Source organism: Sphingomonas sp. BK036, from assembly GCF_004216825.1.
Lineage (GTDB): Bacteria > Pseudomonadota > Alphaproteobacteria > Sphingomonadales > Sphingomonadaceae > Sphingomonas.
The window spans coordinates 556,855-577,419 of record NZ_SGXR01000006.1; the positions used below are offsets into that span (position 1 = coordinate 556,855).

The window sequence follows — 20,565 nt, forward strand, 5'->3', positions numbered from 1 at the left end:
TGGACCCCCGCCTTCGCGGGGGAACGGCTTGGCCATGATGAGCACGTAGAAGGAAAACACATGCCGTTCGACGCCATCAACCCGCCGCAGTTCCCGACGCCGATCGCGCCCTATTCGGCGGCGGCGAAGGCCGGCAACACGGTTTACGTCTCGGGGGTGCTGGCGCTGGGCGAGGGCGGCGTCGTGCTCCATGTCGGTGACGCCGCGGCGCAGACCCGCGCGGTGCTGGAGACGATCAAGACCACGCTCGAGGCCGCGGGCGCGACGATGGCGGATATCGCCTTCAACCACATCTTCCTGAAGGACCTCGCCGACTACGCCGCGTTCAACCGCGTGTATGCGGAGTATTTCCCCGGCCCCAAGCCCGCACGCTACTGCATCAAGACCGAACTGGTGAAACCCGACTGCCTCGTCGAGATCGCCAGCATCGCCCACCTCGCCTGATGCCGTACGCGAACGGGATCCACTGGGAGTCGCATGGACAGCCGGACGGCCCGGTGATCCTGTTGTCGAGCGGTCTCGGCGGATCGGGCAGCTATTGGCAGCCCAATCTCGCCGCGCTCGCCGCCCGCCACCGCGTCATCACCTATGATCACCGTGGCACCGGCCGCTCGGATCGCCATGTCGCGGGCGACCTCACCGTGGAGGCGATGGCCGCAGACGTTGTCGCGCTGATGGACGCGATCGGGCTCGATCGCTGCACCTTCATCGGCCACGCGCTCGGCGGGCATATCGGGCTGGCGCTCGCACTCTCGGCGCCCGCGCGGCTCGACCGGCTCGTCGTGATCAACGGCTGGGCCAAGCTCGATCTCCACACCGCGCGCTGTTTCGACGCGCGGCTCGCACTGCTGCGAAACAGCGGCCCCCGCGCCTATCTCCACGCGCAGCCGCTGTTCCTCTACCCGCCGCAATGGATCGCCGATCACCACGACGCGCTCCAGGACGAGGAGGAGGTGCTGCTCGCGCACTTCCCCGGTGCGGACATGATCGAGCGTCGTGTCGCGGCGGTGCGGCGCTTCAACATCGCCGGCCGCCTCGACGAGATTCGCGTGCCGACGCTGCTGGTCGCGTCCGACGACGACATGCTGGTGCCGCCGTCCGCCTCCGAAAAGCTCGCCGCTGGCATCCCCGGCGCGCTGCTCGCGCGGATGGCGGTCGGCGCGCACGCCTGCAACGTGACGCGCGCGGCGCATTTCAACATGTGGCTGCTCGACTGGCTCGACGGCGAATAGGAGCGGCATATGCAGGTCGGCGTCTTCGTTCCCATCAACAACAATGGCTGGCTGATCAGCGAGAATGCGCCGCAGTACAAACCGAGCTTCGACCTCAACAAGGCGATCGCGCAGGCGGCCGAGAAGCACGGTCTCGATTTCCTGTTGTCGATGATCAAGCTGCGCGGCTTTGGCGGCAAGACCGAGTTCTGGGATTACGGGCTGGAGAGCTTCACGCTGATGGCCGGGCTCGCCGCGGTCACCGAGCGGATCAAGATTTTCGCGACCTGCCCGACTCTGCTGATCCCGCCCGCTTATGCCGCGCGGATGTGCAACACGATCGATTCGATCAGCCATGGCCGGTTCGGACTGAACCTCATCACCGGCTGGCAGCCGCCCGAATATACGCAGATGGGGATGTGGCCCGGCGACGAACATTTCCGCAACCGCTACACGATGCTCGACGAATATGCGCACATCCTGCGCGAGCTGTGGGACGAGGGGACGTCCGACTTTAAGGGCGACTATTACCAGATGACCGACTGCCGCGTCTGGCCCAGGCCGACCGGCGACATGAAGATCATCTGCGCCGGATCGTCCGACGACGGCCTCGCCTTCTCCGCCAAATGGGCGGACTATGCGTTCTGCCTGGGCAAGGGCGTCAACACGCCCACGGCGTTCGCGGTCAACAACGAACGCCTCGCGGTCGCGACCGCGAAGACCGGGCGCGACGTACAGGTCTTCGTCCTGATCATGATCATCGCCGCCGAAACCGACGACGAAGCGATGGCCAAGTGGCAGCACTACAACGCCGGCGTCGATGTCGAGGCGATCGCGTGGCTGATGGATCAGGGCGCGAAGGACACGCACAACACGGACACCAACGTCCGCCAGCTCGCCGCCCCCGAAGGCGCGGTGAACATCAACATGGGCACGCTGGTCGGCTCGTACGAAAGCGTCGCGCGGATGCTCGACGAGATGGCCGCGGTGCCGAACACCGGGGGCGTGTTGCTCACCTTCGACGATTTTTTGGAGGGGGTGGAGGCGTTCGGGACGCGGATCCAGCCGCTGATGACGAGCCGGGCGAGCGTGGCCTAAACCGCGCGGCGCTGCGGCAGAGCGGTGCGTTGCCCATCGCTAAGGTTTCTCCCTCGCGGATAGAGGGATGAGTTAGGCAGCCACCACCACTCTACCACCCCGGCGAAGGCCGGGGCCCAGTTGGGGGACGGCAGTAAGGAGAGGCCGACCTCCATTACAGAAACCTCTCCAACTGGGCCCCGGCCTTCGCCGGGGTGGTGCGGGGGTTGGCATGGCTGAGCTCGCCGCCCGTCTTGGGGGATGGCACTTCAGCAATCCACAAACCCTGTTTCCCCGCGAAGGCGGGAACCCAGACTGGACTCCCGCCTTCGCGGGAGAACAACCGGCTGACAGGAAGCTTTAAACCGAGCGCGGCGTGCGCTTGGCCTTCCTGATACGCGGCTCGACCAGCATGTCCGCGGCCTTCTTGATCTCCTGCCGCAGCTCGTCGCGCTTTTCATGGATCGAGGCGATCACCGGCCCCATCGCCACGCCGAGATCGACCAGCACCGCCTCGGCCAGCTGCAGCGAACTCTCCAGCGTTTCCGGCACCGCATCGGTCACGCCAGCGCGGTAGAGTTCGGCGGCATGCGCGGTATCGCGGGCGCGCGCGACGATCGGCAGGTCGGGCGCCAACGCACGCACCCGCCGCGCGAGCCGCACCGTCAGCACCGGATCGTCCATCGTCAGGATCAATGCCTTGGCGGTGTGCAGCTTCAACCGATCGACCAGTTCCGCGCGCGAAACGTCGCCGAACAGCACCGGGTGTCCCTGTCGCCGCGCGGCTTCGACCGAATCGATATCCGCCTCGACCGCGACATATTTCTGCCCGTGGACCGCGAGCATGTCCGCCACCATGTTCCCGACCCGGCCGAAGCCGATCACGACCGTGCCCGGCCCCTCGTCGTCGATCTCGATATCGCCCGTATCCGCGACCGAGCGGCTCTCCAGATGGCGCGAGACGGTGCGGCCAAGCTTGGCGAGCAACGGCGTGATCGTCAGCCCGATCGCGGTGACGGTCTGCCAGAAGGTCGCGGTCGAGGGCAGGATCAGCTGCGCCTGCGCGGCGGTGGCGAGCACGATCAGCGTCGTCTCGGACGGGCTGCCCATCAGCAGGCCGGTCTCGGCCGCCACGCCGCGCCGCGAATTGGCGACGCGCAGGAACAGGAACGTCACGATCGCCTTGACCGCGACGACGCCCGTCACCGCGAGCAGCAGCGACGGCCAGTTCTGCGCGATCAGCCGCAGGTCGAGGCTCATGCCGACCGAGATCAGGAACACGCCGAGCGCGAGGCCCTTGAACGGCGCGGTGATCACCTCGACCTCGCTGTGATATTCGGTTTCCGCGATCAGCAGCCCTGCGAGCAGCGCGCCGACGATCGGCGACAGCCCGGCGGCGGTGGTCGCGACGCTGGCGACGATGACGACCAGCAGCGACGCTGCAAGGAACAGCTCGGGGCTTTTGGTCCGCGCGGCCTGTCCGAACAGCCGCGGCAGGACGACCCGCCCGCCGACATACATCGCGACCACCGTCAGGCCCCCGCGCAACGCCACGCCGGCGATATCCGCCCAGCCATCCGCGCTCGCGGTCGGCGCGAGCGCGCCGAGCACGAAGATGATCGGGACGAGCGCTAGGTCCTCGAACAACAGCATCGCAAATGCGCCGCGCCCGACTGCGCCGGTGGTGCCGACGAGCGGCAGGACCAGCGCCGTCGACGACAGCGCGAGCGCGAACCCCAGCCCGATCGCGCCCGCCCATCCCTGGCCGATGAAGTGGAGCGCCACGCCGATGATCAGCGCCGAGCCGATCAGTTCGGCGGCACCGGTGCCGAACACCAGCCGCTTCATCGACCATAGCCGCTTGAACGAGAGTTCGAGCCCGATCGAGAACAGCAGCAGGATGATCCCGAACTCGGCGAACGGCTCGATCGATTCGGGGTTCGAGATGGTGAGGTAATAGAGCCACGGCGCGACGCCGGTCAGCGCCCCAAGCCCGGCGGGGCCGACGAGCAATCCGACCAGGATGAACCCAATGACCGGGCTCACCTTGAATCGCGCAAATGCAGGGATCACCAGCCCGGCAGCACCGAGAATGACGAGCGCATCGCTGAAGCTGTGGTTGTCGAGCCGTAATGCCATGCCTGCAACCTTAGGGGAGGCGTGGCGGAATTGTCACCCGTGGTGTTGCATGGGTGGCATGTGGTGCTCAGACCCCCTTCCTCAGCATGACGGGAAGGGGGCAGTGGTCGAAGAAAAACCCCGCTCCCGTCATCGGGGAGCGGGGAAATTCAGTTACGCCCAGTTGGCCATTTCAGCTTCGAGGTTCGAGCGGACCTGCTCGAAGAACTGCTCGGTCGTCATCCAGGGCTGGTCCGGCCCGATCAGGATCGCGAGATCCTTGGTCATGTGGCCATTCTCGACCGTCTGGACGCAGACGCGCTCGAGCGTCTCGGCGAACTTCGTGACGTCGGGCGTATCGTCGAACTTGCCGCGATACTTCAGGCCGCCGGTCCACGCGAAGATCGACGCGATCGGGTTGGTCGAGGTCGCCTTGCCCTGCTCGTGCATGCGGAAGTGACGCGTGACGGTGCCGTGCGCGGCTTCGGCCTCGACGGTCTTGCCATCCGGGGTCAGCAGGATCGAGGTCATGAGACCCAGCGACCCGAAGCCCTGTGCGACCTGGTCCGACTGGACGTCGCCATCATAGTTCTTGCAGGCCCAAACGAACTCGCCGTTCCACTTCAGCGCCGATGCGACCATGTCGTCGATCAGGCGATGTTCGTAGACGATGCCCGCTTCCTTGAACTTGTCCTTGAACTCGGCCTCGAACACCTCGGCGAACAGATCCTTGAAGCGGCCGTCATAGGCCTTGAGGATCGTGTTCTTGGTCGACAGGTACACAGGCCACTTCAGGTTGAGGCCGTAATGCATCGACGCGCGGGCGAAATCCCGGATCGAGTCGTCGAGATTGTACATCGCCATCGCGACGCCTGCCGACGGGAACTGGAACACCTCGCGGTCGATCGTCGCGCCGTCATCGCCTTCGAACACCAGGCGCAGCTTGCCGGGGCCGGGGACGAGGAAATCGGTCGCGCGATACTGGTCGCCGAACGCATGACGGCCGACGACGATCGGGTGAGTCCAGCCCGGGATCAGGCGGGGAACGTTCTTGATGACGATCGGCTCGCGGAAGATCGTCCCGCCCAGGATGTTGCGGATCGTGCCGTTCGGCGACTTCCACATCTTCTTCAGGCCGAATTCGGTCACGCGCTGCTCGTCGGGCGTGATCGTCGCGCACTTCACCGCGACGCCGTGCTTCTGCGTGGCGAGCGCGCTGTCGATCGTGACCTGGTCGTCGGTGGCGTCGCGATGCTCGACGCCGAGATCGTAATAATCGAGCTGGATGTCGAGATACGGCTTGATCAGGCGCTCACGGATCCATTCCCAGATGATCCGCGTCATCTCGTCGCCGTCGATCTCCACGATCGGATTCTTAACCTTGATCTTCGCCATGTGCGCGTCCTTCGGGGGAGGGGTTTGAGGAGCGTCTAGGGGAGCGCGTCGCGGCGATCAACCGTTGGCCAACCACCCGGCAACCGTTGGCCCTCTAAGGAAAAGCCGGTTCATCGTTGTATCGCGCGTCGTGCACGGATAGACCCGCGCGTTATGGCATCGCTCGACAAGCCGCCCGTCACGACCTCCACGGTCAAATGGCGATTTCCCGCAGTCCATCCGGAAGGCCACAAATACGTCGCGATCGCGACCGGCATCACGCTGCTGCTGACGATGGTCAGCCACGTGTTGTTCTGGCCGATGGTCGGCGTGGTGATCTGGGTCGCGACGTTCTTCCGCGATCCCGTCCGCACGACACCGCAGGGCGAGGGACTGGTCGTCGCACCGGCCGACGGGCTGATCACGATGATCCAGCGCGTTCCCATCCCGCGCGAACTCGCCGGCGAGAATGGCCTCGGCGATGCGCCGCTGGTGCGCGTCTCGATCTTCATGTCGGTGTTCGACGTGCACATCAACCGCACGCCGATCGCGGGGACGATCCGGCAGGTCGTGTATATCTCGGGCAAGTTTCTCAACGCCGATCTCGACAAGGCGAGCGAAGAGAATGAGCGCCAGCATTTCGTGGTCGAGGACCGCACCGGGATGCGGATCGGCTTCACGCAAATCGCCGGCCTCGTCGCGCGTCGCATCTTGGGCTTCGTGAAGGCGGGCGACATGGTCGCAGCCGGCCAGCGCATCGGCCTGATCCGCTTCGGCAGCCGGGTCGACGTGTATCTGCCCGATCATGTCGTGCCGCAGGTATGCCTCGGCCAGCGCAGCATCGCGGGCGAGACCGTCCTGGGTCGCGTCGGTGGCGTACCCGTCGGGGGTATCGCGCAGTGATGGATCGCGACGACATCGACGACGGCTCGGCCGATTCGATCGAAGGACGTGGGCGTGGCCGCTTCGGCCGCACGCGCCGTGCGCCGCGTGGGCTTCCCTTGCGCGCGGTGGCGCCGAATGCGGTAACCGCGCTCGCGCTATGCTCGGGTCTCAGCGGCGTGCGATTCGCGATCGGCGGGCAATGGGAGAGCGCCGTTGCGATGATCATGGTCGCGGGCGTACTCGACGGTCTCGACGGCCGGATCGCGCGCATGCTGCATGGTGAAAGCCGGTTCGGTGCCGAGCTCGATTCGCTATCGGACGCGATCTCGTTCGGCGTCGCGCCGGCTCTGATCGTCTATCTCTGGTCGCTTGCCGCGCTGCCGCGAGTGGGCTGGATCTGCGCGCTGATCTTTGCGGTATTCTGCGCGCTGCGCCTTGCGCGGTTCAACGCCAAGATCGACGAAAGTCACCAGCCGCACAAATCGGCCGGTTTCCTGACCGGCGTGCCAGCGCCAGCCGGTGCCGGCCTTGCTCTGATGCCGATGTTCTTCTGGTTCTGGACCGACGAGGCGCGCTTCGCATCGCCCTATTTCGTCGCGCCATGGGTCGCGTTCATCGCGCTGCTGATGGTGTCGAGCGTCGCGACCTATTCCTGGGGTTCGCTCAAGCTGCGTAGCAATGTCCGGTTCGAAGCGCTCGCGCTCGTCGTCCTGCTCGGTGCCGCGATGGTGAGCGCGCCATGGCATACGCTCAGCATCATCTGCGTGCTGTACCTGATATCGATGCCGTTCAGCATCGCCAGCTACGCCAAGATCAGGCGGCAGCGTTCCAGCGGCGCGCGGACGACGGAGCCGTCGTCGACGCCCAGCGCCTGACGGCGATCCGGCGCTCGGCGACGGCGAGCGTCCGGAGCGGCTGGAAGGCGGGTTCGACATTGCCCAGCGCGAGCCGGATGATACGATCCCATTGCAGCGCGATCGACGATACGATCATCAGGCCTGCGACCGCGAATGCACCTGCAAAAACCATGAAGCTCAGAACCAACATCACGTCCGCCTTCCTATGAGTTGCGAACAAATTCCTAATATCCGCAAACACTTGGTCAGAAACATCGTTCCACTCGTCGCATTTCGAATCTCGCCCTGCCGGGGTGAATCCGCGCCGAGTCGAACATCTGTTCCCCTCTGAGCCCTTTATGTTCTCATTGCGTTCCATGAGTCAAGCTGCCGATGTGCAATTGCCTTTCGCGATAAGCCACGCTAAGGGGCGCGCCTCTAACCCCGCATGGGAGGCATCATAGCCCGGTGCGTCACGGTCATTCGGCCAGGACGTCATCCGCTTCCCAGAGGCACAACCGGAAGGATATATCCCTATGGCGGCACCAGTCGTCTCCATGCAGCAGCTCATCGAAACGGGCGCGCATTTCGGCCACCAGACTCATCGGTGGAACCCCAAGATGAAGCCTTACATCTTCGGTGATCGTAACGGCGTCCACATCCTCGACCTCTCGCAGACCGTGCCGCTGTTCGCACGCGCGCTCGAGTTCGTCTCGTCGGCGGTTGCCGGCGGTGGCAAGGTCCTGTTCGTCGGCACCAAGCGCCAGGCGCAGGAGCCCGTCGCGGACGCAGCACGTCGCTCGGGCCAGCACTTCGTCAACCATCGCTGGCTGGGCGGCATGCTTACCAACTGGAAGACCATCTCGGGTTCGATCAAGCGTCTCAAGACGCTCGAGGAAATGCTGTCGGGCGACACCGTCGGCCTGACCAAGAAGGAAGTCCTTCAGCTCACCCGCGAGAAGGACAAGCTCGAGCTTTCGCTCGGCGGCATCCGCGACATGGGCGGCATCCCCGACGTGATGTTCGTGATCGACGCGAACAAGGAAGAGCTGGCGATCAAGGAAGCCAACACGCTGGGTATTCCCGTCGTCGCGATCCTCGATTCGAACGTGTCGCCGGACGGCATCGCCTTCCCGGTTCCCGCGAACGACGACGCTGCCCGCGCCATCCGCCTGTACTGCGAGGCGATCGCGATCGCCGCGACGCGTGGCGGCCAGGAGCAGCAGCGCCGCACCGGTGCTGACGTCGGCGCGATGATCGAGCCGCCGAAGGAAGAGGCCATGGCCGAGCCGACCGTCGAGGCAACCGCCGACACGACGCAGGCTGCGGCGAATGCCGATACCGCTGCCGAGTTCGCAGCCGAGGGTGAGCGCCAGATCGACGCGTAAGCGTCGTCGTCGAACCGTCATGCGGGCGGGGTAGGGCATCAGCTCTGCCTCGCCCGCAACTACATTCAGACCTAAACAAGGATGAGAGACATGGCCGATATCACGGCAGCAATGGTCAAGGATCTGCGCGAAAAGAGCGGCGCGGGCATGATGGATTGCAAGAAGGCGCTCAGCGAGAACGCCGGCGACATGGATCAGGCGATGGATTGGCTGCGGACCAAGGGTCTCGCCGCCGCTGCCAAGAAGTCCAGCCGCACCGCGGCCGAGGGCCTGGTCGGCGTCGCCGTCTCGGGCACCAAGGGTGCAGCGGTCGAAGTCAACTCGGAGACCGATTTCGTCGCCAAGAACGACCAGTTCCAGTCGTTCGTCCGTGACGTGACTCAGATCGCGCTCGCGAAGGGCGGCGACATCGAGTCGCTCAAGTCGCAGGCGATGCCATCGGGCAAGACCGTCGAGGAAGTCCTGACGAACAACGTCGCGACGATCGGCGAGAACCAGTCGCTGCGCCGCTCGCGCACGCTGGAAGTCAGCAAGGGCGCGGTCGTGCCCTACATCCACAACGCCGCCGCTCCCGGCCTCGGCAAGATCGGCGTGCTCGTCGCGCTCGAATCGGAGGCTTCGGACGAGGTTCTCCAGGCGCTTGGCAAGCAGCTCGCGATGCACATCGCAGCGGCCTTCCCGAAGGCACTGAACGAAGCCGACCTGGACGAAGCCGAGATCGAGCGCGAGCGCGCGATCGCGACCGAGAAGGCCGCCGAATCGGGCAAGCCTGCCGACATCATCGCCAAGATGGTCGAGGGCGGCATCGCCAAGTACCGCAAGGAGCATGCGCTGGTCAGCCAGCTGTTCGTGATGGACGGCAAGACCAAGATCTCCGACGTCGTCGCCAAGGCCGGCAAGGATGCGGGCGCCGAGATCAAGCTGGTGGACTATGTCCGCTTCCAGCTCGGCGAAGGCATCGAGAAGGAGCAGTCCGACTTCGCAGCCGAGGTTGCCGCAGCGTCGGGCGTTCCGCAGGCGTAAGCTGACTTTTTCCCTCGCCCCTACGGGGAGAGGGAAGGGGCCCGCGGCCACTTGGCCGTGGGAGGGGTGAGGGGAGTGGCGAGGTCTCGAACCTCACGCCCCCTCATCCGGCCCTGCCGGGCCACCTTCGCCCCGAGGGGAGAAGGATAAGGGGGTGCCATTCCACCCGGTCCGTCATCCCCGCGCAGGCGGGGATCTATATCCTCTGCGGGCGATGATCGATCGCGACGGCAGCCACTCTGGGTTCCCGCTTCCGCAGGAACCACGATACCAGTCCCGCGCGTACTCACGCGACCGATGATTTTCCGTCGCTTTGCCGTGGAGAGACGGTGCAGGCCTCGCGCAGCGCTTCCCATCGTGGCGCTCGCCGCCTAAGGTCCGCGCCGCCCCGCCAATCACAATTCGAGATTTATGACGCCTCCGCGCTTCAAACGTATTTTGCTGAAACTGTCGGGCGAGGTCCTGATGGGATCGTCCGGCCTGTCGATCGACACCGCCGTCACCGCGCGCGTCGCGGGCGAGATCGCCGATGTCAAAGCCAAGGGCTATGAGATCTGCATCGTCGTCGGCGGCGGGAACATCTTCCGCGGCATGGCCGGTGCCGCCCGCGGCATGGACCGCGCGACCGGCGATTACATGGGCATGCTCGCGACCGTGATGAACGCGCTCGCGGTGCAGAACGCGCTCGAGCAGATCGGCATCGACACGCGCGTCCAGTCGGCGATCCCGATGGCCAGCGTCTGCGAGCCGTTCATCCGCCGTCGCGCCGAGCGCCACCTCGAAAAGGGTCGCGTCGTGATCTTCGCGGCGGGCGTCGGCAGCCCCTATTTCACCACCGATTCGGGCGCCGCGCTGCGTGCTGCCGAGATGAAGTGCGATGCGCTGTTCAAGGGCACCTCGGTCGACGGCGTCTACAACGCCGACCCGAAGACCCACCCCGACGCGGTGCGCTACGAGACGGTGTCGTACAGCCGCGTGCTGTCCGACGACCTCAAGGTCATGGACGCCAGCGCGATCGCGCTGTGTCGCGACAACAATATCCCGATCGTCGTCTTCAACATCCGCGAACCCGGCAATCTCGCCGCGGTGCTGGCGGGTGATGGCGTATCGACGGTCGTTCAGAACGAGCAGGAGAGTTAAGATGGCAGCGTATGACAAGAGCGACCTGGAACGCCGCATGGCGGGTGCCGTCGAAGCGCTGAAGCATGATCTGGCGGGTCTGCGCACGGGTCGCGCGTCGACCGCGTTGCTCGATCCGGTGATGGTCACGGTGTACGGCTCGTCGATGCCGCTCAACCAAGTCGCGACCGTGTCCGCGCCCGAGCCGCGGATGCTGTCGGTACAGGTCTGGGACAAGTCGAACGTCGGTCCGACCGACAAGGCGATCCGTTCGGCCGGCCTCGGGCTCAACCCGATCGTCGACGGCCAGACGCTGCGTCTGCCGATCCCGGACCTGACCGAGGAGCGCCGCAAGGAGCTCGCCAAGCTCGCCGGCCAATATGCCGAAAAGGCGCGCATCGCAGTCCGCAACGTGCGTCGCGACGGCATGGATTCGCTGAAGGTCGACGAGAAGAAGGGCGTGTTCGGCGAGGACGAGCGCAAGCGTCACGAAACCGAAGTCCAGAAGCTGACCGACAGCATCATCGCCGAGCTCGATGCGACCGCGACCGCCAAGGAAAAGGAAATCCTGGGCAAGTGAGGCCTTTGGCCTCTTCGACTGCGCCGTTGGCTGCCGTCCCTTCGGGCGGGGCGGTGCCGCGTCATGTCGCGATCATCATGGACGGCAATGGCCGCTGGGCGAAGAAGCGGTTCCTGCCGCGCTTCGCCGGGCACAAGGCCGGGGTCGAGGCGGTGCGCAAGGTGACTCGCGCCGCGCGGGCCATGGGGATCGAGGCGCTGACGCTGTACGCGTTCTCGTCCGAGAACTGGCGTCGCCCGGTCGAGGAGGTCAGCGACCTGATGGGGTTGCTCCGGCATTTCATCCGGAGCGACCTCGACGAACTCGCGCGCGAGAATGTCCGGCTGCGCGTGATTGGTGACTATCACAGCTTTTCGGCGGATCTCGTCGCGATGGTCGACGATGCGATCGCGCGCACCGCGAGCAATACCGGCCCGATCCTCGCGATCGCGCTCAACTACGGCGCGCATGCCGAACTGGTGACCGCCTCGCGGCGTCTGGCCGAGCGCGCGCGCGACGGTTTGCTCGATCCCGCCGACATCGATGCGGCAGCGATCGAGGCCGAACTCGACACGCATGACCTGCCGCCGCTTGATCTGATGATCCGGACGTCGGGCGAGCAGCGTCTGTCGAACTTCCTGCTGTGGCAGGCGGCCTATGCCGAACTGCTGTTCGTCGACACGCTATGGCCCGATTTCGACGCCGCCGCGCTTGCCGATGCGGTTGCCGCGTTCGGCCAGCGCCAGCGCCGCTACGGTGGCCTGTGAATCTCACCGATCCCGACAAGGCCCCCGATCAGGCGCTGCGTACGCCGTCCAATCTCCAGCTCCGGATGATCGCCAGCATCGGCATGATCGCCGTGGCGAGCATCGCTCTGACGCTCGGCGGGATCGCGTTCTGGCTGCTCGGCGTCGTCGCCGCACTGTTCATGATGGCGGAATGGTCGATGCTGCAGGGCGCCGACGCCAAGACCAAACGGATGACGCAGTTCGCGCTGTCGGTCCCACTCGCGCTGATGGCACCCGCATCGCTGATCCTCGTGATCCACGATTTCTTCACGCTCGGCCTGCTCGTGGGTGCCGCGTTCTTCGTCGTCATCACCACGAGGAAGCCGCAGCTTGCGCTGGGCGTACTGTACTGCGGCCTTCCGGTGCTGGCGCTGATGATCATCCGGCGGCAGGACGACGGCATTCTCTACACGCTGTGGGCGCTGTCGCTGGTGTGGGCGTGCGACATCGGCGCGTTCTTTACCGGGCGGACGCTGCGCGGGCCCAAGCTCGCGCCCGTGATCAGCCCGAACAAGACCTGGTCGGGGCTGATCGGCGGCGTCGTGCTGGCCGGCGCGGTCGCGGCGGTCTTGCACACGCACTATGGCCTGCCGATGCGGCTCGCGCTGGCGACGCCGGTGCTCGCCGTGCTCGCGCAGATGGGCGATCTTTATGAGAGTTGGTTGAAGCGGGTGGCAGGCGTGAAGGACAGTGGAAATATCCTGCCAGGGCATGGCGGCGTGATGGATCGCCTCGACGGGCTCGTCCCGGTCGCACCGATCGCCGCGGCGCTCGTCCTGTTGCCAAATCTCTACGCATGAAGAGCGTCACGATCCTGGGGGCGACCGGTTCGGTCGGCACCTCGACGCTCGACCTGATCGAGCGCGAGCCCGATCGCTTCCGCGTCGTCGCGCTGACCGCGAATTGCGACGTGGGGCGGCTCGCCGAGGCCGCGATTCGCACCAAGGCTGAATTCGCGGTCGTCGCGGACGAGGGGTGTCTTCCCGACCTGCGCGACGCGCTGGCCGGCACCGGTATCCGCGCAGGCGGCGGTGGCGAGGCGATCGCTGAGGCGGCAGCGTCGGGCGCGGACTGGACGATGGGCGCGATCGTCGGTTGCGCGGGGCTGAAGCCGGTGATGGCGGCGATTGAGCAGGGCGGCACCGTGGTGATTGCCAACAAGGAGCCGCTCGTGTCCGCGGGCGACGTCATCCTCGCCGCGGCGAAGCGGACCGGCGCGACGTTGCTGCCCGCCGATTCCGAACATAACGCGATCTTCCAGTGCTTCGATTCGGCCCGGCCCGAACGCGTCCGCCGGATCATTCTGACATGCAGCGGCGGGCCGTTCCGCGACTGGACGACCGAGCAGATGCGCGACGTCACGCTCGAACAGGCGGTCAAGCATCCCAACTGGTCGATGGGCGCGAAGATCTCCGTCGATTCGGCGACCTGCATGAACAAGGGCCTCGAACTGATCGAGGCCGCGCGGCTGTTCCCGATTGCGCATGACCGGATCGAGATCGTCATCCACCCGCAATCGGTGGTCCACAGCCTCGTCGATTATGTCGACGGATCGGTGCTGGCGCAGCTCGGGCCCCCCGACATGCGCACGCCGATCGCGCATACGCTGGCCTGGCCCGACCGGATGGCGACACCGATGGCGCCGCTCGATCTGGTCGGCATCGGCCGACTCGAGTTCGAGGCACCCGATCCGGTCCGTTTCCCGGCGCTGCGACTCGCGCGCGAGGCACTGGACGCGGGGGGCGCGCGACCGGCGATTCTCAACGCCGCCAACGAGGTCGCGGTCGAGGCTTTCCTTAAACGGCGTATTTGTTTCCTCGAAATTGCCGCAATCGTCGAACATACATTATCATGTTACGACCCGGCCGCGCCGGACAGCGTCGATGCCGTCTTGGCGATCGACGCCAAGGCGCGGATATTGGCGGGCGAGCGTGTACAGGCCCGTCAATGACGGTCGTCCAGTGAAGGATTACGCGGTTTGATCGAAACACCCGGCATCCTGTTGACCATCCTGTCGTTCGCGCTGGTGATCGGGCCGCTCGTGTTCGTGCACGAGATGGGGCATTATCTTGCCGGGCGCTATTTCGGTATCAAGGCGGATGCCTTCGCAGTCGGTTTCGGTCGCGAGATCGCCGGGTTCACCGACAGTCGCGGAACCCGCTGGAAGTTCGGGTGGCTGCCGCTCGGTGGCTATGTGAAGTTCGCGGGCGACATGAACCCCGCCAGCCAGCCCTCCGCGGAATGGCTGTCGCTACCCGCCGAAGAGCGCCAGCGCACCTTCCAGTCGAAGCCCGTGTGGCAGCGCGCGATCGTCGTCGCGGCAGGGCCGGTCGTCAATTTCGTCGTCGCGATCCTGATTCTCGCCGGGTTCGCCTTTGCGTATGGCGATATCCGCATGCCGCCGGTCGTCGGTGGCACGCTGCCCGGCAGCCCCGCCGCGGCCGCTGGATTGCAGGCCGGCGACCGGATCACCGCAATCGGCGGCCGTTCGGTCGAGACGTTCGACGACTTGGCCCGCTATGCCCGGATCCGCGCCGGTGAGCATACGCAGATCGACGTGGTTCGCGGCGACCAGTCCATGTCGCGCGATGTCATGATCGGCACCGAATTGCAGCGCGATCGATTCGGCAACGAATATCGGATCGGCCGTCTCGGGATCGAGGGCGGCAAGCCCGTCATCATCCCCGTCTCTCTCCTCGAAGCCCCCGTCGTCGCGGTCAAGCGCACCGGCGAGATCGTCTCGATGATGGTCGAGACGTTGGGGCAGGTCATCACCGGGCGGCGCTCGGTGAAGGAACTCGGCGGACCGCTCAGCATCGCAAAGGTGTCGGGCGAGCAAATGTCGCTCGGGCTCGACGCCTATGTCTTCCTGATTGCCCTGGTTTCGATCAATCTGGGGTTCATCAATCTGCTGCCAGTGCCGATGCTCGATGGCGGTCACCTCTTCTTCTATGCGATCGAGGCGGTGCGTCGGCGCCCTGTCGAGCCGCAGGTGCAGGAGTGGGCGTTTCGCGGCGGGCTCGCGGCGATCCTCGCGCTCATGCTGATGGTGACCTTCAACGATCTCGGCAATTTCGGGCTGTGGAAGAATCTGGCTGGCTTGATCGGCTGACCACGATAGGGCAGGGCGGGCGCGCCTTGTATGTGCACGTTTTTAGGGTGGGTTTGGTGACAGCGATCAACGGTAATGATTTCGCGCGCAAGGGCGCCCTGCTGCTTGCAGGAACGATCCTGTCGGGCGTTCCCGCGCTGGCACAGACTGTGCCCGCAGGTTCCGCGACTCCGGCGCCCGGTCGGCAGGCTGCAGCCAAGGCTGTAGCGACCAAGGCTGCTGTGGGTGTAACGCCCGTCGCCGCCCCGGTATCCGCGCGGACGATAAAGACTTTGCGAGTCGAGGGATCGCAGCGCATCGAGCCCGAGACGGTGCTGTCCTACACCAAGCTGCGCGTCGGCATTCCGTACACCCCGGAAACGCTCGATCAGGCGCTGAAGGACCTGCAGGCGAGCGACCTGTTCGCGGATTATTCGATCGCAGGCGTCGAGGACGGCAACATCGTGCTCCGGGTTCGCGAGAATCCGATTATCAACCGCGTGATCATCGAGGGTAACAAGGCGCTGAAAAGCGACAAGATCACCAAGGAGATCAAGCTCGCCCCACGCCAGATCTTCACGCGCACCGCGGTCCGCCAGGATATCGGCCGGATCATCGAGCTCTATCGTCGCCAGGGCCGCTTCGCCGCGGTGGTCGATCCCAAGATGGTCAATCTCGACCAGAACCGGGTCGACGTCGTGTTCGAGGTCAGCGAGGGGCCGAAGTCCAAGGTTCGCCAGATCAACATCCTCGGCAACGAGGTGTTCTCCGACGACCAGATTCGCGGCCAGATGGCGACCAAGCAGTCGCGCCTGTTCCGCCTGCTGTCGTCGGCGACCAGCTATGACCAGGATCGCCTGTCCTACGATCAGCAGAAGCTGCGCCAGTTCTACCTGACGCAGGGCTATGCCGATTTCCGCGTGACGTCGGCGGTCGCCGAGCTGACCCCGGACAAGAAGGACTTCATCATCACGTACGTGGTGGAGGAGGGCAAGCGCTACAAGTTCGGCGACGTCACCGTCGACAGCCAGATTCGCGACTTCGACAACACCAAGCTGGCAGCCACGCTGCCGCTGAAGAAGGGCGACTGGTACAACGCCAAGCTCGTCGAGGATTCGGTCGACAATCTCAGCCAGACCGCGGGCCTGTTCGGCTATGCGTTCACCGAGGTGAACCCGGAGTTCCAGAAGGACGCCGAAACGCTGACGATGGGGATTAATTTCAACATCGCCGAGGCCAAGCGCACCTATGTCGAGCGGATCGACATCAACGGCAACACGCAGACGCAGGACAAGGTCGTCCGCCGCGAGATCCGTCTGGCCGAGGGCGATGCGTTCAACAGCTTCCAGGTGAAGCGGTCGCAGGATCGCATCAACTCGCTCGGCTATTTCGCCGACAAGATGGAGATCAAGCAGCTGCCGGGCTCCGCGCCCGACCGCGTGATCCTCGAAACCAACCTCGAAGAGAAGTCGACCGGCGAGCTCCAGCTGTCGGCAGGCTATTCGAGCCTCGAACGCTTCATCGTCCAGGCGAACATCACGCAGCGCAATTTCCGCGGCAAGGGCCAGGAGCTGCGCGCCGGCGTGAACTATTCGAGCTATTCGAAGTCGGTCGAGCTGGGCTTTACCGAGCCGTATCTGTTCGACAAGAACATCGCGCTGGGCGGCGATATCTTCCGTCGCGATTACAACTCGTTCAACTATGTCGGTAACGATCGCCAGACCAATTACTCGCAGGTCTCGACCGGTTTCCAGCTGCGCGCCGGTGTGCCGCTGACCGAATTCTGGTCGCTGTCGGGCCGTTATGGCCTCTCCTATGACGAGGTCAGCCTCGACAGCCAGTATCTGAACGCAGATGGCTCGTGTAACCTGGAGATCGCTGGCAGGTATCTGTGTGAGGCGATCGGTAACCGCTGGACGTCTTCGGTCGGGTACTCACTCAGCCGCGACACGCTGAACAGCCGCCTGCGTCCGACAGCGGGCTCGCGTTTCTCGTTTAGCCAGGATTTTGCCGGGCTTGGCGGCGACGTGAAGTATCTGCGTACGCGTCTCGAGGGATCGAAGTACGTGAACCTCGGTAGCGGCTTCATCGGCTCGATCATCGCCGAAGGTGGCTATATCCATCCGCTCGAGAAGAGCCCCGGCCCCGGACGCGATGCCATCCGGATCACCGACCGCTTCTACCTCGGTGAACCACAGTTCCGCGGCTTCGACATTCGCGGCGTCGGCCCGCGCGTCCTGCGCGCCGGCTACGTGATCGCGGCGGACGGTACCCAGTCGGTGCAGACCAATCGCGACCAGATCCAGGACGACGCGCTGGGTGGTCGCGCCTACTACCTGGCACGGGCCGAGATCGAGATCCCGTTGGGCTCGGGGGCGCGAGAGCTGGGTCTTCGTCCGTCGATCTATGCACAGGTCGGCAGCTTGTTCGGCATCAAGAAGCCTCTGCCCACGTTCAACTATGAACAGGCCAAGAGCGCCGCTGGCGCGTTGCTGTTCAATGCGGACGGTTCGCCGACATTGTTGCAGAACCAGTATAAGGATGGCGCAGGCAATCCATTGTACCTGACGCCGGAAATTCCAGCGACGACGACGACGGCCGCAGTAGCATCGGTGCAGACCATTTGCCCTACGGGTGTTGCAGCGGCCGGGACGACCACCTGCGTCGGGACGACCGCCAATGCGCGCTATCTCAACCCGAACATCTATCAGGAATCGTTCCTCGGCAACTCGGCCAAGCCGCGTCTGTCGGTCGGTGTCGGTGTGAACTGGAACTCGCCGTTCGGCCCGCTCCGGATCGATCTCGCCAAGGCCTTGCTCACCCAGAAGGGTGACGACCCCAAGCTTATTACTTTCAACGTAGGGACACAGTTCTGATGACGACGTTCAAGACGCTTCTCCTCGCCGCAGCGCTCGTTGCGCCGGCTGCCATGACCGCGACCGCTGCCGATGCACAGGTTTCGGGCGTTGCCGTTGCCGACGCGCAGGGCGCGATCGCAAACTCGAAGGCCTGGAACGCTGCCCGCGCCCAGATCGAGACGACCTACAAGGCACAGCTCGACCAGGCCGAGACCCGCCGCCAGGCCGTTGCCCGCGAGCTCCAGCCGCTGGTCACCGCGTTCCAGACCGCACAGCGTGCGCCCGGCGCGACCGAAGCGACGCTTCGTCCGCAGGCTCAGGCAATCCAGACGCGTGAAAACGCCGCCAACCAGGAACTCGCTCGCCTGACCCAGCCTGCGCAGCGTGCGCAGCAATATGCGATCGAGCAGATCCAGGCGAAGCTCAGCGACGCCGTGACCGCAGCGGTGCGTGCGAAGAACGTCAGCCTGTTGCTGCGTCCTGAGGCTGCGCTGTTCGCACAGCCGACCGCCGACATCACCGCCGCGATCACGACCGAGCTCGATCGTCTGGTCCCGTCGGTCAGCACGGCCGTGCCTGCGAACTGGCAGCCGAACCAGCAGGGTGGCCAGCAGCAGCAGGGTGCCGCAGCGGCGCCAGCCGCTCGTGCACCTGCCGCGACGCGCACCCCGCAGGGTCGCTAAGCCAAACCGATGACCGAGATTGCCACTACTGACACTGCGGCGAATGCCGAGGCCAAGACGGGGATGGGCCCGCTCGATATCGGGCGGGTCATGGCTGCGTTGCCGCATCGCTATCCGCTGCTGCTGGTCGACCGTGTCGAGGATCTGATCCTCGACACCTCGATCACCGCGATCAAGGCGGTGTCGATGAACGAGCAGTTCTTCCAGGGGCATTTCCCTGGAAGGCCGATCATGCCCGGCGTGCTGATCGTCGAGGCGATGGCGCAAGCGGCGGGGATTCTCGCCGTCGAGTCGCTTGGGCTCGCGGGCTCGGGCAAGCTCGTCTATTTCATGGCGATCGACGGGGCGAAGTTCAGGAAGCCGGTCGAGCCGGGCGTGTTGCTCAAGCTCGAGGTCGCGTTCGTCCAGAAGCGCAGTGCAGTGTGCAAGTTCGCCGGCCGTGCGCTGGTCGACGGGCAACTGGTGGCCGAGGCGAACTTCACCGCGATGATCGCCGACCCGCCCAAGGCCTGAAACCGGGGCCGAACCCGGCAATCTTGTAAATTAGGGCGCGTCCGTGTACGGGCGCGCCTTCCATTTCAGGCTGGTCGGAACCAGCCACATACCGGAGACGTCGCATGAAGGCCGATACACACCCTGATTATCACATGATCACCGTCCAAATGACCGATGGCAGCAAGTATCAGACTCGCACCACCTGGGGTAAGGAAGGCGACGTCATGACGCTCGAGATCGACCCGCTCGCGCATCCGGCATGGACCGGCGGCCGCGGCACGATGCTTGATACCGGCGGCCAGGTCGCGCGCTTCAACAAGCGTTTCGGTGGCGGTCTCACGCTCCGCAAGTAAGTATAAGCCCCGGAACGGGTTGGATTAAATCGGTTCCGGGGTCGTTTTTAAGATTTAGTTAGGCATCGACGGCTAGACCGTACTGGCACTCCAAACTTGGACTCGCAAGGACGAGGACGCCATGTTCGCCGCCGACTTCGAACCCGCAGAGCGATCGACCCGCCGCGGTTCGCCACGGGCCCCAATCGCGCTCGACGTCAGCATCGGCAAGACGCACCGCACCTTGTGCAAGGTCGTCGACATCTCGATCAATGGCGCACGCCTCCAGACCTATTCGGCGCTCAAGCGCGGTTCGAGCATATGGCTCAATCTTCCGCATATCGGGCAGGTCGCCGCCACGGTGATGTGGGCGGACGATTTCACCGCAGGCTGCCAGTTCCGCAAGCCGCTGCCGATCGCAATCTTCGCAACCCTGACCAGCACCGACGAAACCGCGGGCGCTACTTTGCGCTAACGGATGTTGGGCCTGAACGTGCGGCTCCGTGGCATAGCAAAACCTGTCGAGACGATCGGCTAAAGCTGCGTAGAAGCCCGTGCTGCTCAAGCGCGCGCTGCAGTGCGGATGGAAGGGCAGGGCGGCAGCATTCTGGGCTGAAATTCGAAAAGTGACCTCGAACTGTCAAAAACCGTTTGACGGGCATGTGGGGTGGCCGTAGAGGGGTGTCACCGCAGCGGACGGCCACACGGTCTGGTTGCAGCGGTCGCAA

The 20,565-nt window shown here is 65.0% G+C and carries 21 protein-coding genes; 18 read left to right on the plus strand and 3 right to left on the minus strand.

What is annotated here, in order from left to right; genetic code table 11:
- Positions 1 to 60 precede the first annotated feature (60 nt).
- The 3 genes from rutC to rutA are packed head-to-tail and all read left to right on the plus strand — an operon-like array spanning position 61 to position 2,309.
- Positions 61 to 444, plus strand: coding sequence for a pyrimidine utilization protein C (gene rutC / locus EV283_RS15800; protein ID WP_130326893.1), 384 nt, complete (start codon positions 61 to 63; stop codon positions 442 to 444).
- Positions 444 to 1,232, plus strand: coding sequence for a pyrimidine utilization protein D (gene rutD, locus EV283_RS15805; RefSeq protein ID WP_130326895.1), 789 nt, complete (start codon positions 444 to 446; stop codon positions 1,230 to 1,232). Before rutC ends, rutD begins: the two co-directional genes overlap by 1 nt.
- 9 nt (positions 1,233 to 1,241) lie before the next feature.
- Complete coding sequence (gene rutA / locus EV283_RS15810) at positions 1,242 to 2,309, plus strand: pyrimidine utilization protein A (RefSeq protein WP_130326897.1); 1,068 nt, start codon at positions 1,242 to 1,244, stop codon at positions 2,307 to 2,309.
- A 339-nt stretch (positions 2,310 to 2,648) separates the two neighbouring features.
- Here rutA and EV283_RS15815 read toward each other — a convergent pair whose 3' ends face one another.
- Together EV283_RS15815 and EV283_RS15820 are read right to left on the minus strand one after the other, a co-directional pair.
- A complete protein-coding gene (locus EV283_RS15815) occupies positions 2,649 to 4,427 on the minus strand; it encodes a cation:proton antiporter (RefSeq protein WP_130326899.1) in 1,779 nt (592 codons plus the stop codon).
- Positions 4,428 to 4,580: 153 nt separating this feature from the next.
- Positions 4,581 to 5,801, minus strand: a complete 1,221-nt coding sequence (locus EV283_RS15820) for an NADP-dependent isocitrate dehydrogenase (RefSeq protein WP_130326901.1) — start codon at positions 5,799 to 5,801, stop codon at positions 4,581 to 4,583.
- 153 nt (positions 5,802 to 5,954) lie between these two features.
- Between EV283_RS15820 and EV283_RS15825 the strand changes: the two genes are divergently transcribed.
- Together EV283_RS15825 and EV283_RS15830 are read left to right on the plus strand one after the other, a co-directional pair.
- On the plus strand, positions 5,955 to 6,683 hold the full coding sequence (locus EV283_RS15825; protein ID WP_130326903.1) for a phosphatidylserine decarboxylase: 729 nt from the start codon (positions 5,955 to 5,957) through the stop codon (positions 6,681 to 6,683).
- Positions 6,683 to 7,540: a phosphatidylcholine/phosphatidylserine synthase gene (locus tag EV283_RS15830; protein WP_130326905.1), complete on the plus strand. Its 858-nt coding sequence runs from the start codon at positions 6,683 to 6,685 to the stop codon at positions 7,538 to 7,540. Before EV283_RS15825 ends, EV283_RS15830 begins: the two co-directional genes overlap by 1 nt.
- Here the strand turns inward: EV283_RS15830 and EV283_RS15835 are convergent.
- On the minus strand, positions 7,479 to 7,712 hold the full coding sequence (locus EV283_RS15835; RefSeq protein ID WP_242616006.1) for a hypothetical protein: 234 nt from the start codon (positions 7,710 to 7,712) through the stop codon (positions 7,479 to 7,481). The two genes, EV283_RS15830 and EV283_RS15835, sit on opposite strands and share 62 nt — an antisense overlap.
- A 325-nt stretch (positions 7,713 to 8,037) precedes the next feature.
- Between EV283_RS15835 and rpsB the strand changes: the two genes are divergently transcribed.
- The 13 genes from rpsB (at position 8,038) to EV283_RS15900 (ending at position 20,312) form a co-directional block, all read left to right on the plus strand.
- On the plus strand, positions 8,038 to 8,889 hold the full coding sequence (rpsB, locus tag EV283_RS15840; RefSeq protein WP_056417133.1) for a 30S ribosomal protein S2: 852 nt from the start codon (positions 8,038 to 8,040) through the stop codon (positions 8,887 to 8,889).
- 90 nt (positions 8,890 to 8,979) lie between these two features.
- Complete coding sequence (tsf, locus tag EV283_RS15845; RefSeq protein WP_130326909.1) at positions 8,980 to 9,912, plus strand: translation elongation factor Ts; 933 nt, start codon at positions 8,980 to 8,982, stop codon at positions 9,910 to 9,912.
- 411 nt (positions 9,913 to 10,323) lie between these two features.
- Positions 10,324 to 11,052 (plus strand): UMP kinase, encoded by a 729-nt coding sequence (pyrH, locus tag EV283_RS15850; RefSeq protein ID WP_130326911.1) that lies wholly within the window; start codon positions 10,324 to 10,326, stop codon positions 11,050 to 11,052.
- A 1-nt stretch (position 11,053) separates the two neighbouring features.
- Positions 11,054 to 11,611 carry a ribosome recycling factor gene (gene frr / locus EV283_RS15855; protein WP_056417139.1) on the plus strand — a complete coding sequence of 186 codons (558 nt, stop codon included), beginning with the start codon at positions 11,054 to 11,056 and terminating at the stop codon, positions 11,609 to 11,611.
- A gap of 26 nt (positions 11,612 to 11,637) precedes the next feature.
- Entirely contained in the window at positions 11,638 to 12,357 is a 720-nt protein-coding gene (locus EV283_RS15860) for an isoprenyl transferase (protein ID WP_130326913.1), read from the plus strand.
- Between the two features lie 65 nt (positions 12,358 to 12,422).
- The gene (locus tag EV283_RS15865; protein WP_242616011.1) at positions 12,423 to 13,178 is read left to right on the plus strand and encodes a phosphatidate cytidylyltransferase; all 756 of its coding nucleotides are present in this window, start codon (positions 12,423 to 12,425) and stop codon (positions 13,176 to 13,178) included.
- On the plus strand, positions 13,175 to 14,329 hold the full coding sequence (locus EV283_RS15870; protein WP_130326917.1) for a 1-deoxy-D-xylulose-5-phosphate reductoisomerase: 1,155 nt from the start codon (positions 13,175 to 13,177) through the stop codon (positions 14,327 to 14,329). Before EV283_RS15865 ends, EV283_RS15870 begins: the two co-directional genes overlap by 4 nt.
- Before the next feature lie 27 nt (positions 14,330 to 14,356).
- The gene (gene rseP, locus EV283_RS15875; RefSeq protein ID WP_130326919.1) at positions 14,357 to 15,490 is read left to right on the plus strand and encodes an RIP metalloprotease RseP; all 1,134 of its coding nucleotides are present in this window, start codon (positions 14,357 to 14,359) and stop codon (positions 15,488 to 15,490) included.
- Between the two features lie 53 nt (positions 15,491 to 15,543).
- Entirely contained in the window at positions 15,544 to 18,345 is a 2,802-nt protein-coding gene (bamA, locus tag EV283_RS15880; RefSeq protein WP_207223161.1) for an outer membrane protein assembly factor BamA, read from the plus strand.
- The gene (locus EV283_RS15885) at positions 18,345 to 19,010 is read left to right on the plus strand and encodes an OmpH family outer membrane protein (protein ID WP_056417152.1); all 666 of its coding nucleotides are present in this window, start codon (positions 18,345 to 18,347) and stop codon (positions 19,008 to 19,010) included. Before bamA ends, EV283_RS15885 begins: the two co-directional genes overlap by 1 nt.
- Before the next feature lie 9 nt (positions 19,011 to 19,019).
- Complete coding sequence (gene fabZ / locus EV283_RS15890; protein WP_242616007.1) at positions 19,020 to 19,523, plus strand: 3-hydroxyacyl-ACP dehydratase FabZ; 504 nt, start codon at positions 19,020 to 19,022, stop codon at positions 19,521 to 19,523.
- Between the two features lie 104 nt (positions 19,524 to 19,627).
- The gene (gene rpmE / locus EV283_RS15895; protein WP_055880673.1) at positions 19,628 to 19,858 is read left to right on the plus strand and encodes a 50S ribosomal protein L31; all 231 of its coding nucleotides are present in this window, start codon (positions 19,628 to 19,630) and stop codon (positions 19,856 to 19,858) included.
- A gap of 121 nt (positions 19,859 to 19,979) precedes the next feature.
- Positions 19,980 to 20,312: a PilZ domain-containing protein gene (locus tag EV283_RS15900; RefSeq protein WP_130326921.1), complete on the plus strand. Its 333-nt coding sequence runs from the start codon at positions 19,980 to 19,982 to the stop codon at positions 20,310 to 20,312.
- Positions 20,313 to 20,565 lie beyond the last annotated feature (253 nt).

Excerpts from the sequence above, each read along its gene's own strand:
- EV283_RS15820 (WP_130326901.1), bottom strand. The coding sequence starts at position 5,801 with ATGGCGAAGATCAAGGTTAAGAATCCGATCGTGGAGATCGACGGCGAC.
- rutD (WP_130326895.1), top strand. The coding sequence starts at position 444 with ATGCCGTACGCGAACGGGATCCACTGGGAGTCGCATGGACAGCCGGAC.
- EV283_RS15865 (WP_242616011.1), top strand. The coding sequence starts at position 12,423 with ATGATCGCCAGCATCGGCATGATCGCCGTGGCGAGCATCGCTCTGACG.
- rutC (WP_130326893.1), top strand. The coding sequence starts at position 61 with ATGCCGTTCGACGCCATCAACCCGCCGCAGTTCCCGACGCCGATCGCG.
- EV283_RS15830 (WP_130326905.1), top strand. The coding sequence starts at position 6,683 with ATGGATCGCGACGACATCGACGACGGCTCGGCCGATTCGATCGAAGGA.
- EV283_RS15815 (WP_130326899.1), bottom strand. The coding sequence starts at position 4,427 with ATGGCATTACGGCTCGACAACCACAGCTTCAGCGATGCGCTCGTCATT.
- EV283_RS15835 (WP_242616006.1), bottom strand. The coding sequence starts at position 7,712 with ATGTTGGTTCTGAGCTTCATGGTTTTTGCAGGTGCATTCGCGGTCGCA.
- EV283_RS15900 (WP_130326921.1), top strand. The coding sequence starts at position 19,980 with ATGTTCGCCGCCGACTTCGAACCCGCAGAGCGATCGACCCGCCGCGGT.
- EV283_RS15885 (WP_056417152.1), top strand. The coding sequence starts at position 18,345 with ATGACGACGTTCAAGACGCTTCTCCTCGCCGCAGCGCTCGTTGCGCCG.
- EV283_RS15825 (WP_130326903.1), top strand. The coding sequence starts at position 5,955 with ATGGCATCGCTCGACAAGCCGCCCGTCACGACCTCCACGGTCAAATGG.
- EV283_RS15870 (WP_130326917.1), top strand. The coding sequence starts at position 13,175 with ATGAAGAGCGTCACGATCCTGGGGGCGACCGGTTCGGTCGGCACCTCG.
- frr (WP_056417139.1), top strand. The coding sequence starts at position 11,054 with ATGGCAGCGTATGACAAGAGCGACCTGGAACGCCGCATGGCGGGTGCC.
- fabZ (WP_242616007.1), top strand. The coding sequence starts at position 19,020 with ATGACCGAGATTGCCACTACTGACACTGCGGCGAATGCCGAGGCCAAG.
- rutA (WP_130326897.1), top strand. The coding sequence starts at position 1,242 with ATGCAGGTCGGCGTCTTCGTTCCCATCAACAACAATGGCTGGCTGATC.
- tsf (WP_130326909.1), top strand. The coding sequence starts at position 8,980 with ATGGCCGATATCACGGCAGCAATGGTCAAGGATCTGCGCGAAAAGAGC.
- pyrH (WP_130326911.1), top strand. The coding sequence starts at position 10,324 with ATGACGCCTCCGCGCTTCAAACGTATTTTGCTGAAACTGTCGGGCGAG.
- rpmE (WP_055880673.1), top strand. The coding sequence starts at position 19,628 with ATGAAGGCCGATACACACCCTGATTATCACATGATCACCGTCCAAATG.
- rpsB (WP_056417133.1), top strand. The coding sequence starts at position 8,038 with ATGGCGGCACCAGTCGTCTCCATGCAGCAGCTCATCGAAACGGGCGCG.